The following is a 13,625-nucleotide window of genomic DNA, read 5'->3' on the forward strand; positions in this document are numbered from 1 at the left end:
GGAGGCGAATTCTACAGCGTTAATCGCTGCTGTCAACACCTCTTTTTCTCCGCTTTCGACCGAGAAGATCGAACCGTTAAAAGAGCCAAACATCACCGCTCTTTCAACTCCTTCCAGGCTTCGATGATCTGAAGCAAGCCGCTGTCGAAAACCGCGTAACTCTTTGAATCTCAAGGAGTTTTCCGTTTCGACTGCGCCGGAAGTGGGGCGAATTATAGACTTCTAAAATTCGCCGTCAACCCCTAATTCAAACTTTATTCAGATTTCAGCGTGATACGTGCAAAAGCCTTCTTGCCGGCCTGGCACACGTGAGTCGCGCCCAGTACATATATAAAGGAGCGATCAACCACTTCACCATCAACACGCACCCCACCCGCCGCCAGCAGATCACGCGCCGCCGCCGAGTTCTTCACCAGGCCAGCCTTATTAAGGACGGCAGCGATTGGCATGTCTTCAGCCGAAGCCAGCTCAACCTCAGGCAAGTCATCTGGAAGCTCGCCATCTTTCATGCGGTTGCCAGCTCCACGGTGAGCATTTGCCGCCGCCTCTTCACCATGGAAACGCGCAACGATCTCTTCAGCCAGCTTGATCTTGATATCACGCGGGTTCGCGCCAGCCTCAACGTCAGCACGGAATGCGTTGATCTCTTCCATCGAGCGGAAGCTGAGCAACTCGAAGTAACGCCACATCAGCGCATCCGGAATGGAAACCAGCTTGCTGTACATGACGCCTGGCGCCTCCTGGATGCCGACGTAGTTACCCAGCGATTTGGACATCTTCTTCACGCCATCCAGACCTTCCAGCAATGGCATGGTGAGAATGCACTGAGCTTCCTGACCATAACCGCGCTGCAATTCTCGCCCCATCAGCAGGTTGAATTTCTGATCGGTACCGCCCAGTTCGACATCCGCACGCAGCGCAACCGAGTCATAACCCTGAACCAGCGGATAGAGGAACTCGTGAATAGCGATTGGCTGATTAGTGGTGTAGCGCTTGTCGAAGTCATCGCGTTCGAGCATGCGAGCGACGGTGTATTGCGACGTCAGACGAATGAAATCCGCCGGCCCCATCTTGTCCATCCAGGTGGAGTTGAAGGCAACTTCGGTTTTCGCCGGATCAAGGATCTTGAAGACCTGAGTCTTGTAGGTCTCGGCATTCTCCAGAACCTGCTCGCGCGTCAGTGGCGGACGCGTGGCGCTCTTGCCACTCGGATCCCCGATCATCCCGGTGAAGTCACCTATAAGGAAGATCACTTGATGCCCCAGCTCCTGGAACTGACGCAGCTTATTAATAAGCACCGTATGACCCAGATGCAGATCCGGAGCGGTTGGGTCGAAACCAGCCTTGATACGCAGCGGTTGGCCGCGCTTGAGCTTCTCGACCAGCTCGGACTCGACCAACAGTTCTTCCGCACCACGTTTAATCAGCGCTAGCTGCTCTTCAACCGACTTCATAACAGACCCGCAAGGCTCAGATTCAAAGGGAACCAACCATACAAGAACGCGCACCAATTACAAGTTTTGCCCGGCGCACGGACACCAATCCACAGACCCGAGGTCTGTAGACTTGCTTCAGCGATGATTTGGTTATATTTTATACAGTTATTTCATCTTCATCATGTCATTCATCTTTTCCAATTCATCTATTTCAAAGTCAAAAATTACCTATGACCACAGAACCGTCTAAAGCGCCCCCGCTTTACCCGAAGACCCACCTGCTCGCCGCAAGTGGAATCGCCGCCCTTCTCAGCCTGGCGCTGCTGGTATTTCCCTCCAGCGATGTTGAAGCCAAAAAGACGACTCTGAGTCTTGAACTGGAAAGTCCTGCTGAACAACTGACACAAGATCAAGACGCTGCTGACGCGGCTCAAGCCACAAACGAGCCCGCAGCCTCGCCGTTCGCACAAATTGAAAACAGCGAACAAAACGCCGCGCAAACCGCTGAAACAGCGCCAGCACCTGTGGCGCCTGCTGAGAAACCGAAAGAGCCTGGGCACCGTGAAGTCGTGGTTTCCAAAGGCGATACGCTGTCTACACTGTTTGAAAAAGTCGGCCTACCGGCAGCCTCCGTGCACGAAGTACTGGCAAGCGACAAGCAGGCCAAGCAGTTCAGCCAGCTCAAGCGCGGCCAGAAACTTGAGTTCGAACTGAGTCCGGAAGGCCAGTTGACCAGCCTGCACAGCAAGGTCAGCGACGTTGAAACCATCACCCTGACCAAGAATGACAAGGGTTATACGTTCAACCGAGTGACTGCCAAGCCAACTGTTCGCACTGCCTACGTCCACGGCGCTATCAACAGCTCATTGTCGCAGTCCGCTGCGCGCGCAGGTCTTTCTCACAGCCTGACCATGGATATGGCAAGCGTTTTCGGCTACGACATCGATTTCGCGCAGGACATTCGTCAGGGTGATGAATTCGATGTGATCTACGAGCAGAAAGTCATCAACGGCAAGGCTGTCGGCACCGGCCCGATCCTGTCGGCGCGCTTCACCAACCGCGGAAAGACTTACACCGCCGTTCGCTACACCAACAAACAAGGCAACAGCAGCTATTACACTGCCGATGGCAACAGCATGCGCAAGGCTTTCATCCGGACGCCGGTTGACTTCGCCCGCATCAGCTCGAAGTTCTCCATGGGCCGCAAGCACCCGATTCTCAACAAGATCCGCGCCCACAAAGGTGTTGATTACGCAGCCCCGCGAGGCACGCCGATCAAGGCGGCCGGTGACGGCAAAGTATTGTTGGCCGGCCGTCGTGGTGGTTACGGCAACACCGTGATCATTCAGCATGGCAACACCTACCGTACGCTGTACGGCCATATGCAGGGCTTCGCCAAAGGCGTGAAAACCGGCGGCACCGTCAAGCAGGGTCAAGTCATTGGCTACATCGGTACCACCGGCCTCTCCACCGGCCCGCATTTGCACTATGAGTTCCAGGTCAACGGCGTTCACGTCGACCCGCTGGGCCAGAAACTGCCGATGGCCGATCCGATCGCCAAGTCCGAGCGCACACGCTTCCTTGCGCAAAGCCAGCCGTTGATGGCGCGGATGGATCAAGAGAAAGCCACCATGCTGGCTTCGAGCAAGCGCTAAGCCATGGCCTTGTACATCGGTGTGATGTCCGGAACCAGTCTCGACGGGCTGGACATCGCCCTGATCGAGCAGACCTCGGCGATCAAACTGATCGCCACCCACTATCTGCCAATGCCTGACTCCCTGCGCGCCGAGCTGCTTGGCTTGTGCGCCAGCGGTCCCGACGAGATCGCCCGCTCGGCGATTGCCCAGCAACACTGGGTCGAACTTGCCGCCTCAGGTATTCACGCCCTCCTCGCGCAACAACAACTCAAGCCCGATGCCATCCGCGCCATTGGCAGCCACGGTCAGACCATTCGCCACGAACCCGCGCGTGGTTTCACCGTGCAGATCGGTAATCCAGCTCTGCTGACTGAGTTGACCGGTATTACCGTCGTCAGCGATTTCCGCAGCCGCGATGTCGCAGCGGGTGGCCAGGGTGCGCCGCTGGTACCAGCCTTTCACGAAGCGTTGTTTGAAGAGCGTAGCGGTAACCAGGCGGTCTTGAATGTCGGCGGATTCAGCAATCTCAGCCTGATTGAGCCGAACAAACCGGTAGCCGGTTTCGACTGCGGACCGGGGAATGTTCTGATGGATGCCTGGATTCACCGGCAGCGTGGCGAGAACTATGACCGGGATGGCAAATGGGCTGCAACCGGCAAGGTTGAACCAACCCTGCTCAAGGCACTGCTAAGCGACCCGTTCTTCGTGACCAAAGGCCCGAAGAGTACCGGACGTGAAGTGTTCAACCTGCCTTGGCTGGAACAGCATCTTTCGCACCTGCCGAGCTATGCGGCTGAAGACGTTCAGGCCACGCTGCTCGAACTGACGGCGCTGACGATCGTCGAGTCGCTGCAAAGTGCTCAATCGGACACGCAGGAACTGCTGGTCTGTGGCGGCGGCGCGCATAACGCCACGCTGATGAAACGTCTGGCGGTTCTACTGCCGGACACTAAGGTCGCCAGCACCGCAACTCACGGCGTTGATCCGGATTGGGTGGAAGCCATGGCCTTCGCCTGGCTTGCGCATTGCTGCCTCGAAGGCATCGCCGCCAATCGGCCAAGCGTCACCGGCGCTCGCGGTCTGCGCGTACTTGGCGCCATCTACCCGGCCTAAACTTCAGATACAAAAACGCCGCAGAACCGAAAGGCTCTGCGGCGTTTTGTTGTGTGCGGTGAAGCGCGATCAGATCGAGAACGACGAACCGCAACCACAAGTCGTTGTGGCATTCGGGTTTTTGATCACGAAGCGCGAACCTTCCAGACCTTCCTGATAATCCACCTCGGCACCGGCCAGGTACTGGAAGCTCATCGGATCGACCACCAGGCTCACGCCTTCGCGCTCGACAATGGTGTCGTCATCGGCCACGTCTTCATCGAAGGTGAAACCGTATTGAAACCCTGAACAACCGCCGCCCGTAACGAATACGCGCAGCTTCAAGCGATCATTCCCCTCTTCATCGACCAGGCTCTTCACCTTGTGCGCAGCACCTTGAGTGAATTGCAAAGCCGTGGGGGTGAAGGATTCGACGCTCATGCTGACTATCTCCCGGCGTTACGCCGCCATAATGCGTGATGACGCGCATTATCCGCTTGTCCTAGAAAATTGGTCAACTATTAGAAAGGCAGCTGCAAGCTTCAAGCGGTGAGCTTCAAGCTTGCGGCGCCTGACCTGTAGCGGCCGTTAAGGAAGCATACCGGCGTGGGACAGACCGAAGCGCTCGTCCAGGCCGAACAGGATGTTCATGTTCTGCACCGCTTGGCCCGAGGCGCCCTTGACCAAGTTGTCTATTACCGAAAGTACCACCACCAGATCGCCATCCTGTGGACGATGCACAGCAATGCGGCAGACGTTGGCGCCGCGCACGCTACGGGTTTCCGGGTGGCTGCCCGCTGGCATCACATCGACGAACGGTTCGTTGGCATAGCGCTTTTCGAACAGTGCCTGCAGATCTACCGAGCGATCCGCTACTGTTGCGTAGAGCGTGGAGTGGATACCGCGAATCATCGGCGTCAGATGCGGGACGAAGGTCAGGCCGACATCCTTGCCCGCTGCGCGACGCAGGCCCTGGCGAATTTCCGGCAGGTGACGATGACCTTTTACCGCATAAGCCTTCATGCTTTCCGAAGTCTCTGAGTAAAGCGAGCCTACAGCCGCTCCGCGGCCAGCACCGCTGACGCCGGATTTGCAGTCGGCGATCAGGCGCGAAGCATCGGCCAGACCTGCTTCAAGCAATGGCAGGAAACCCAATTGCGTAGCGGTTGGGTAGCAACCTGGCACAGCGATAAGGCGCGCTTTCTTGATCTGCTCGCGGTTGACTTCCGGCAGACCATAGACCGCTTCGTCCAGCAATTGCGGTGCGCCGTGTGGCTGGCCGTACCACTTGGCCCATTCATCAGCATCTTGCAGACGGAAGTCAGCGGACAGGTCGATGACCTTGGTGCCCGCCGCCAGCAGCTCGCCTGCCAAGGCGTGAGCCACACCGTGTGGCGTCGCGAAAAACACCACATCGCAAGCGCCAAGGGTTTTCACGTCCGGTACGCTGAACGCCAGGCCGTCATAGTGACCTCGCAGATTCGGGTACATGTCAGCCACGGCCAGACCGGCCTCGGATCGGGAAGTGATGACGACCACTTCTGCCTGCGGATGCTGTGCCAACAGACGCAGCAGTTCGACACCGGTGTAACCCGTGCCGCCGACGATACCGACCTTGACCATAAACCTGCCCTCAACGAACCACTGGAAAGCCATCGATAATAGGGGCCGCGCGCGCCTGCGACAACCGCCAAGGTGACGCGCGGACGCTCAAGCCTCTACTATCTGGCTACCGTGAATGAGGGAATAACCAAAAATGCTCTATCTATGGCTCAAAGCGTTTCACATTGTCAGCATCGTCTGCTGGTTTGCCGGGCTGTTCTACTTGCCCCGCCTTTTCGTTTACCACGCGCAAAGCACCGACACGATCAGCCAGGAACGCTTCAGCGTCATGGAGCGCAAGCTGTATCGGGGCATCATGGGCCCGGCGATGATCGCCACGCTGATCTTCGGTGGCTGGCTGATCTACCTCAACCCGAGCCTTTTCAGCCAGGGCGGCTGGATCCACGCCAAACTGACCCTGGTCGTGCTGCTGATCGGCTACCACCACATGTGCGGCGCGCAGCTAAAACGCTTTGCCAGTGGCGAAAACACCCGCAGCCATGTCTTTTATCGCTGGTTCAATGAAGTGCCGGTTCTGATATTGCTGGCTATCGTAATTCTGGTCGTGGTCAAGCCGTTCTAACTTCAATCAATACGGATCCTTGGGGTGTTCACAATGTCGCTGCCCGCTTTGCTCGAACAACGTCTGCGTCTGCCCGTGGTAGCAGCGCCGATGTTCCTGATCTCCAATCCGGAGCTGGTACTCGCCTGCTGCCGCAATGGCGTGGTCGGCAGCTTTCCGGCGCTGAACCAGCGCGAAAGCAGCGGTTTCAAGGCTTGGCTGGAACAGATCGAGGCGGGCCTGGCGACGCTGGAAAATCCGGCCCCTTATGCGGTGAACCTGATCGTTCATCACAGCAATCCGCGCCTGCAGGCGGATCTGGATATCTGTGTCGAGCATAAGGTGCCAATCGTTATCACCAGCCTCGGAGCGGTGAAGGAGCTGGTCGACGCTGTGCACAGCTATGGCGGTCTGGTTTTTCATGACGTCACCACGCGGCGCCATGCCGAGAAAGCCGCTGAAGCCGGTGTCGACGGACTGATTGCCGTTGCGGCCGGTGCCGGCGGGCATGCCGGCACCTGGAGTCCGTTTGCGCTGATTGCCGAGATCCGTGAGTTTTTCGACAAGACGCTGTTGCTTGCAGGATGTTTGAACCATGGCCATGAGATTCTCGCCGCACAGCTGCTCGGCGCGGATTTGGCCTACTTCGGTACGCGATTTATCGGCACCACCGAAAGTCACGCGCCTGACGCTTATAAAGAGATGCTGCTGACAGCCAAGGCTGCCGACATCATTCATACTCCAGCGGTGTCGGGAGTGCCGGCCAGTTTCATGCGCCAGAGCCTGGAGGCGGCCGGTTTCGACATGGCTGCACTGCAAGGCAAGGGCGAGGTGAATTTCGGCGACAAACTCAAGCCGATCAACGATGAGGCCAAGGCCTGGAAGACCGTATGGTCGGCGGGCCAGGGTGTTGGTCAGATTGACGATCTGCCGAGCGTGGACCAATTGATCGCAAGGCTGGACGCTGAATATCGTCAAGCCCAAACGCGCGCTGCACAGCTGCCACAACGCTGGCCGCGCTGAGATACCCCGGCCAGTCGCTGGCAGACTGGCCTCGAACTGAATACAGCAAACCCAATCGCGACAAGGATGCCTCGGCCATGAGCGACACCCGTTACAAGATCGTCTTCGACGGCGCGCTGCAGCCCGGCGTCGACCTCACCACCGCCAAACTGAATCTGGCGGATCTGTTCAAAACCGATGTGGCCGCCATTGAGCGCCTGTTCAGTGGCCGCGCCGTCGCCCTCAAGCGTGACTTGTCCCACAGTGATGCACAGACGTATCTGCAGGCGTTGAACAAAACCGGGATCGACGCGCGGATAGAAGCGGAAACCGCCATCGAGCTGAATCTGGCGGATGTCCACGATAACCCTGCAGTGGTGGTGGACACTGACTCGCCTTACGCCCCTCCGCGCGCCAATGTCGGTGAAGCTCTGCCGCCATTCGCTACGCTCAAGCCATTCAGCGTCGAAGGCCGGATCGGTCGCCTGCGCTTTCTCGCCTGGACCATGGTCTTGAGCCTGGTGACCCTGCCCATCGTCGGCGTGTTTGCTTTGATTGCGCTGGGTCTGGTCAGCGGCGATTCGACCACCGGCCTGATCCTCGGTGGCATTCTGGCGGTCTTCCTGTTCATTGGCTTCATGATTGTCAGCATTCTGTTCAGCGTTCAGCGCCTGCACGATATCGGCTGGTCGGGCTGGCTGTGGTTGCTGAACCTGGTGCCGTTCGTGGGCAGCTTCTTCCCGCTGGTGATCATGGTCGTACCCGGCAATGCCGGCGCCAACCGCTACGGCCCACCGCCACCGCCCAACAGCACGGCGGTGAAAGTGCTGTGTTCCTTGTGGATCGTGTTCTTCGCGCTGATATTTGCCGGTGGACTCCTCGGCGGCTTCTCGGCTGTGCAGGAGGAGTACGAAAGCAATCTGGAGAGCAGCTATGACAGTGGTTCGGTGACCACCGATGAGGTTGAGGTCGTCGAACCGCCAGCGATTTCCGCCGACGAGGCAGCCGAACCGGCGCAGGCCCCTGTAGACTCTGCGCAAGAATGAACAGCGCTCCCCGCCGTGACAACCGCGTCGCCGGCGCGGAGCTGTTGCGATGGAGAACTGCATGACCCGTTACGCTCTGATCACTGGCGCTTCCAGCGGCATCGGCCTGGCCATGGCCGAAGCGCTGGCCAGGCGCGGCCGCAGCCTGATTCTGGTGGCACGACAACGTGATCAGCTGGAAAGTATCGCCATCGAGCTGACGCAGCGTTTCGATGTCGAAGTATTGTTTCGCGCCTGCGACCTCGGCGAACCGTTGCGCCTGTCGGGCTTTTTGCTGGAGCTGGAAGAAGGCGATCGGCAGATCGATCTGCTGGTCAATTGTGCCGGCATCGGCACCTGCGGGCCGTTTCTCGCGCAGGACTGGATGACCGAGCAGGACCTCATCGAGGTCAATATCCTCGCCCTCACCCGCCTCTGCCATGCGCTGGGTAACAGCATGGCGCTGCTGGGCGGCGGGCAGATTCTCAACGTCGCGTCCGTGGCCGCGTACAGCCCCGGCCCTTGGATGAGCACCTATTACGCCAGCAAAGCCTACGTGCTGCACTTTTCCGAGGCCTTGCGCGTGGAGCTCAAACAAAGCGGCGTCAAAGTCTCGGTACTGTGCCCCGGGCCGACACGTACACCGTTCTTCCGTACCGCACAGATGAGTAGCGAAAAGATCGAAAGCAGCCACTCGCTGATGAGTCCGGAAGAGGTCGCACTGCATGCCGTACGTGCACTGGATAAAAACCGCGCCATTATCATTCCGGGACGACGCAACCGCTGGCTGGCGTTCCTGCCGCGACTGGGCTCGCGCTGGCTTAACCGGACGATTGTCGGCATGGTCAATAAAGCTTACTGCCCCCGCTAGGAACAAGACTTCGAAGCGGTACACTCGATTCAGCCCAACTCAACGGAGAAACAGCAGTGGATACTCTGTTCACCAAGATCATCAACCGGGAAATCCCGGCCAATATCATTTACGAGGACGACCAGGTTCTGGCCTTCCACGACATCGCCCCACAGGCTCCGGTGCACTTTCTGGTAATCCCGAAAAAACCGGTGCGCACGCTCAATGACCTGACTGAAGACGACAAGGCGCTGGCCGGGCACATCCTGTTCACTGCGCAGCGTCTGGCGCTGGAGCTGGGTTGCGAAGAAGGCTTCCGCGTGGTGATGAACTGCAATGAACTTGGCGGGCAGACTGTCTATCACATTCATATGCACGTGCTGGGGCAGCGCCAGATGAACTGGCCGCCGGGCTGATGGGCGACAACCGACTGTGCCTGCTCGCGAAGGCGCCGATATATTCAACACTTCAGTAGCCGATAATCCGCTTTCGCGAGCAGGCTCGCTCCCACAAAGAGCAAAATCAGCGGCCAATGACCCAGCGCAAACCCTCGCCGGCCGATTCGGTTAAACTGGCCGCCGAGATTCTTCCCGGAGGTCAGCATGACTACCCAACGTCACTACTCGCCCATAGACCGTCTGCTGCTGCAAGCCGATGCCGCGATGCGCACGCTGTTGCCCTTCAGTGGCCAGCCGTACCGTCCGTCGCCAGCGATTCTGCAGCCGGATACGCAGATGAGCGATGAAGACACCCGCCATGTCGCCGGTCTGATGCGCATCAACCATACCGGCGAAGTTTGCGCCCAAGCGCTGTATCAGGGACAGGCGCTGACCGCCAAGTTGCCACAGGTGCGGGAGGCCATGGAGCACGCGGCTGAAGAAGAGATCGATCACCTGGTCTGGTGCGAGCAGCGCATCCATCAGTTGGGCAGCCACACCAGCGTGCTCAATCCACTGTTTTACGGCATGTCATTCAGTATCGGCGCGGTGGCCGGGCTGATCAGCGACAAGGTCAGTCTTGGTTTCGTAGCGGCGACCGAGCATCAGGTGTGCAAGCATCTTAATGAGCATCTGGAGCAATTGCCGGCCGAGGACGAGAAGTCCCGGGCGATTCTCGAGCAGATGCGCATCGATGAAGAACACCATGCGGAAAGTGCTCTGGATGCAGGCGGGTTTCGTTTCCCGGCGCCGGTAAAATTCGGCATGAGTTTGTTGGCGAAGGTGATGACCAAGAGTACTTATCGGATCTGAGATCTGTGTCGGTGCTGATGACCTCTTCGCGAGCAGGCTCGCTCCCACAGAGGTTTTGTGTGAGGCATGAAAAAGGCGACCAGGAGGTCGCCTTTTTTTGTCCGGTAATCTTAGGTCGGCATGTTGCGCGCGTAGAAGATTTCCAGCATTTCGTGTTTCACCCGGTCGGTCACCTGGGCACGTTGCTCGGGCGAGAGGTTGCTGGTCGCGTCGCCGAACAGGTAGTTGTCCAGTTCGAAGTTCTTCAGCAGCATTTTGGTGTGGAACAGGTTTTCCTGGTACACGTTCACGTCGGTCATCTGGTACGCGTCGCGGGTGTCTTCGGAGAGGTAGTTCTGGATCGAATTAATCTCGTGGTCGATGAAGTGTTTATTGCCTTCAACGTCACGGGTGAAGCCGCGCACACGATAATCCACGGTCACGATGTCCGAATCGAACTGGTGAATGAGGAAGTTGAGCGCTTTGAGCGGTGAAATGACACCACAGGTCGACACGTCGATATCCACACGGAACGTTGCAATACCGTCGTCCGGATGGATTTCCGGATAGGTGTGCACCGTGATGTGGCTCTTGTCGAGGTGGGCCAGAATGATTTCGGGCAACGGGCCCGGCGATTCTTCGATCTGGCTGTCAGTCGGGGTCACCGGCTCTTCCGAAATCAGAATCGTGACGCTGGCGCCCTGGGGTTCATAGTCCTGACTGGCGATGTTCAGGATGTTGGCACCAATGATCTCGACAACTTCTGTGAGAATCTGCGTCAGGCGTTTCGCGTTGTACTCTTGATTGATGTACTCGACGTAAGCCTGCTGGTCTTGCGGGGTCTCCGCGTAGCAGATGTCATAGATGTTGAAGCTCAAGGTCTTTGTCAGGTTATTGAACCCGTGGAGCTTGAGTTTGCTTTTCACCGTTAAAAACTCTCTATGTATGCGGCGCGGCCGCGTGATCAAGCATGCCCGTCAAGTGCGAACAACGCACCTGCGTAGGACGGTTAACACCTCTTCGCGATGGCGATTTTGGTTATCTGTTCAGGCGGATGACCCGTCGGCTGACCGATCACTGCCCTGAAAAAAGTGGCGCATTATGCAGACGTCAGCGGGGGATCGCCAGAGTCTGCACTGCTTTTATGATAGTTGAATGTCGGTTCAGCCGAGTTCGACGATTTCATAATCGTGGGTGATTGCCACGCCAGCCGCGCCAAGCATGATCGACGCCGAGCAATACTTCTCGGCCGACAGCTCGATGGCGCGCTTGACCTGAGCTTCTTTCAGGCCCCGGCCCTTGACCACGAAGTGCATATGGATCTTGGTAAACACCTTGGGATCTTCAGTCGCACGCTCGGCGTCGAGGAAGGCTTCACAGCTTTCAACGGCCTGGCGCGACTTCTTCAGGATGCTGACCACGTCGAAGTTGCTGCAACCGCCGACACCCAGCAAGAGCATTTCCATCGGGCGAACCCCGAGATTACGCCCACCGGCATCTGGCGGGCCGTCCATCACCACGACATGACCGCTGCCGGATTCACCGAGGAACATGGCTTCGCCAGCCCATTGGATGCGTGCCTTCATCGCCCAGACTCCACTGTAAAAAAAGGGTCGCCAGCTTAGCACAGCGCTTTGTCCCGACAGGAACGACGTCCTAGGACGGATGCTTTCTGGCTGTAGGTAATTTCTCGAATTTTCGACGAAGTGTCTGGTAAGCTGGCGCCAATTCGCTGGCGCCAATTCGTCAGCCCTGTAGCGACCGCCTTCAGCGCCTCATAAAAACTCAAACATCACCGTGCAGTCTTTTCGGGATACAACCATGGTTGCTATTACCCCCACACCCAAAATCAAGAACATCGACAAGCTGTTGATGCATTGCCAGCGTCGGCGTCATGCGGCCAAGAGCAACATCATCTGCGCCGGCGATCGCTCGGACACGCTGTACTTCATCATCAAGGGTTCGGTCACCATCCTCATCGAAGACGACGATGGCCGCGAGATGATCATCGCCTACCTCAACGCCGGGGATTTTTTCGGCGAACTGGGTCTGTTCGAGCAGGCAGGTCAGGAGCAGGAACGCAGCGCCTGGGTGCGGGCCAAGGTCGAATGTGAAACCGCGGAAATCAGTTACGCCAAGTTCCGCGAGTTATCGCAGCAGGATCCAGACATTCTTTACGCCCTCAGCGGACAAATCGCACAACGCCTGCGTAACACCACGCGCAAAGTCGGTGACCTGGCGTTTTTCGACGTCACCGGCCGAGTCGCCCGCTGCTTACTGGAGCTGTGCAAACAGCCGGACGCCATGACCCACCCGGACGGCATGCAGATCAAGGTCACCCGCCAGGAGATCGGTCGAATCGTCGGCTGTTCGCGAGAGATGGTCGGCCGCGTACTCAAGGACCTTGAAGAACGCAACCTGGTCGATGTGAAAGGCAAGACCATGGTGGTCTTCGGCACGCGCTAGACGTAAATCTGCGCCAGCATCAAACGAAACAATTCATCGAGACGCGCCAACGCCTGTGGCGCGTTGAATTTCTCATGCAGGGCGATGTGGCTTTGCGCCCTCACCCGCTGCTCCAGCCCGCAGGCTTCATTGAAGCGATTGACCGCAGCGACCATCGATTGGCGCTCGTCATCCATCAGCATCGCACCGTGCACCAGCCCCACCGGACGCTGGCCGCCCTGACTCTGGCGCCAGCGCTGGGCGGTGCCGACCATTTTGCGACCGTCGAGATTGACGTTGAAACGACCATCACAGAATGCGCCGTCGATTTCCCCGACTGACGAGGTGCCACCCAATTCATCCAGCAACTGACAGATCGGATCGCATAGCCGACGGTAGCCGGTTTCGATGCGGTTCAAGTCGCCTTCACTGCGAGGGGGGGCATACACCAAGGCAATGTTGATGGTTGCAGCGGATTGCGGGACAGGCTCACCGCCGGTTTCACGCAACAGCACAGGCCAGCCAGCGACAGCGGAGACTTCGCAGGCGTGGTCGAATTGCGGAAGACGGTTGAGGCGGCGCGGCATGACCAGCGCGCGATCGGTGGGCTGCCAGAACAGCAGGCCGAATTCGGCGTCGCCGGCACAGACCGAGGCCAGCAAGTCCTGTTCGGCTTGCAGGCCGGATTCGATGGTCAGCGGGGTTGGCAGCGACATGGTGGGCTCCGGCAAGTTGAGTCTCTTTA

At 58.1% G+C, this 13,625-nt stretch carries 15 protein-coding genes; 9 read left to right on the forward strand and 6 right to left on the reverse strand.

Annotated features, from left to right (window positions below; translation table 11 throughout):
* Positions 1 to 254 precede the first annotated feature (254 nt).
* Positions 255 to 1,454, reverse strand: a complete 1,200-nt coding sequence (gene tyrS, locus AC4IHP_RS12245) for a tyrosine--tRNA ligase (RefSeq protein ID WP_490831787.1) — start codon at positions 1,452 to 1,454, stop codon at positions 255 to 257.
* 212 nt (positions 1,455 to 1,666) lie between these two features.
* On the opposite strand from tyrS, the gene AC4IHP_RS12250 reads away from it, so the two are divergent.
* Positions 1,667 to 3,091 (forward strand): peptidoglycan DD-metalloendopeptidase family protein, encoded by a 1,425-nt coding sequence (locus AC4IHP_RS12250; protein ID WP_490831788.1) that lies wholly within the window; start codon positions 1,667 to 1,669, stop codon positions 3,089 to 3,091.
* Between the two features lie 3 nt (positions 3,092 to 3,094).
* Positions 3,095 to 4,186, forward strand: a complete 1,092-nt coding sequence (locus tag AC4IHP_RS12255) for an anhydro-N-acetylmuramic acid kinase (RefSeq protein ID WP_460121813.1) — start codon at positions 3,095 to 3,097, stop codon at positions 4,184 to 4,186.
* A gap of 69 nt (positions 4,187 to 4,255) precedes the next feature.
* Here the strand turns inward: AC4IHP_RS12255 and erpA are convergent, their stop codons facing one another.
* On the reverse strand, positions 4,256 to 4,606 hold the full coding sequence (erpA, locus tag AC4IHP_RS12260) for an iron-sulfur cluster insertion protein ErpA (protein WP_007918905.1): 351 nt from the start codon (positions 4,604 to 4,606) through the stop codon (positions 4,256 to 4,258).
* Between the two features lie 147 nt (positions 4,607 to 4,753).
* Entirely contained in the window at positions 4,754 to 5,788 is a 1,035-nt protein-coding gene (gene argC / locus AC4IHP_RS12265) for an N-acetyl-gamma-glutamyl-phosphate reductase (RefSeq protein ID WP_056786719.1), read from the reverse strand.
* Between the two features lie 133 nt (positions 5,789 to 5,921).
* On the opposite strand from argC, the gene hemJ reads away from it, so the two are divergent.
* The 6 genes from hemJ to coq7 all read left to right on the forward strand — a co-directional run bounded on the left by hemJ (position 5,922) and on the right by coq7 (position 10,456).
* Complete coding sequence (hemJ, locus tag AC4IHP_RS12270) at positions 5,922 to 6,350, forward strand: protoporphyrinogen oxidase HemJ (RefSeq protein WP_490831789.1); 429 nt, start codon at positions 5,922 to 5,924, stop codon at positions 6,348 to 6,350.
* Between the two features lie 33 nt (positions 6,351 to 6,383).
* Positions 6,384 to 7,352 (forward strand): NAD(P)H-dependent flavin oxidoreductase, encoded by a 969-nt coding sequence (locus tag AC4IHP_RS12275; RefSeq protein WP_490831790.1) that lies wholly within the window; start codon positions 6,384 to 6,386, stop codon positions 7,350 to 7,352.
* Positions 7,353 to 7,429: 77 nt separating this feature from the next.
* Positions 7,430 to 8,377: a DUF805 domain-containing protein gene (locus AC4IHP_RS12280; protein WP_490831791.1), complete on the forward strand. Its 948-nt coding sequence runs from the start codon at positions 7,430 to 7,432 to the stop codon at positions 8,375 to 8,377.
* A gap of 61 nt (positions 8,378 to 8,438) precedes the next feature.
* Positions 8,439 to 9,227 (forward strand): SDR family NAD(P)-dependent oxidoreductase, encoded by a 789-nt coding sequence (locus AC4IHP_RS12285; RefSeq protein ID WP_056786709.1) that lies wholly within the window; start codon positions 8,439 to 8,441, stop codon positions 9,225 to 9,227.
* Between the two features lie 56 nt (positions 9,228 to 9,283).
* Entirely contained in the window at positions 9,284 to 9,622 is a 339-nt protein-coding gene (locus tag AC4IHP_RS12290) for a histidine triad nucleotide-binding protein (RefSeq protein WP_016772924.1), read from the forward strand.
* A gap of 186 nt (positions 9,623 to 9,808) precedes the next feature.
* Complete coding sequence (coq7, locus tag AC4IHP_RS12295) at positions 9,809 to 10,456, forward strand: 2-polyprenyl-3-methyl-6-methoxy-1,4-benzoquinone monooxygenase (RefSeq protein ID WP_490831792.1); 648 nt, start codon at positions 9,809 to 9,811, stop codon at positions 10,454 to 10,456.
* 110 nt (positions 10,457 to 10,566) lie between these two features.
* Here coq7 and speD read toward each other — a convergent pair whose 3' ends face one another.
* Both speD and AC4IHP_RS12305 read right to left on the reverse strand, forming a co-directional pair.
* The gene (gene speD, locus AC4IHP_RS12300; protein WP_024014530.1) at positions 10,567 to 11,361 is read right to left on the reverse strand and encodes an adenosylmethionine decarboxylase; all 795 of its coding nucleotides are present in this window, start codon (positions 11,359 to 11,361) and stop codon (positions 10,567 to 10,569) included.
* 237 nt (positions 11,362 to 11,598) lie between these two features.
* Positions 11,599 to 12,021 (reverse strand): OsmC family protein, encoded by a 423-nt coding sequence (locus AC4IHP_RS12305; protein WP_016772921.1) that lies wholly within the window; start codon positions 12,019 to 12,021, stop codon positions 11,599 to 11,601.
* 235 nt (positions 12,022 to 12,256) lie between these two features.
* Between AC4IHP_RS12305 and crp the strand changes: the two genes are divergently transcribed.
* Entirely contained in the window at positions 12,257 to 12,901 is a 645-nt protein-coding gene (crp, locus tag AC4IHP_RS12310) for a cAMP-activated global transcriptional regulator CRP (RefSeq protein ID WP_016772920.1), read from the forward strand.
* On the opposite strand, the gene AC4IHP_RS12315 is transcribed toward crp, so the two are convergent.
* Positions 12,898 to 13,596, reverse strand: a complete 699-nt coding sequence (locus AC4IHP_RS12315) for a lipoate--protein ligase family protein (RefSeq protein WP_460121827.1) — start codon at positions 13,594 to 13,596, stop codon at positions 12,898 to 12,900. The genes crp and AC4IHP_RS12315 overlap by 4 nt on opposite strands.
* Between the last annotated feature and the right edge of the window lie 29 nt (positions 13,597 to 13,625).

This window comes from Pseudomonas sp. UF-293, assembly GCF_058245595.1.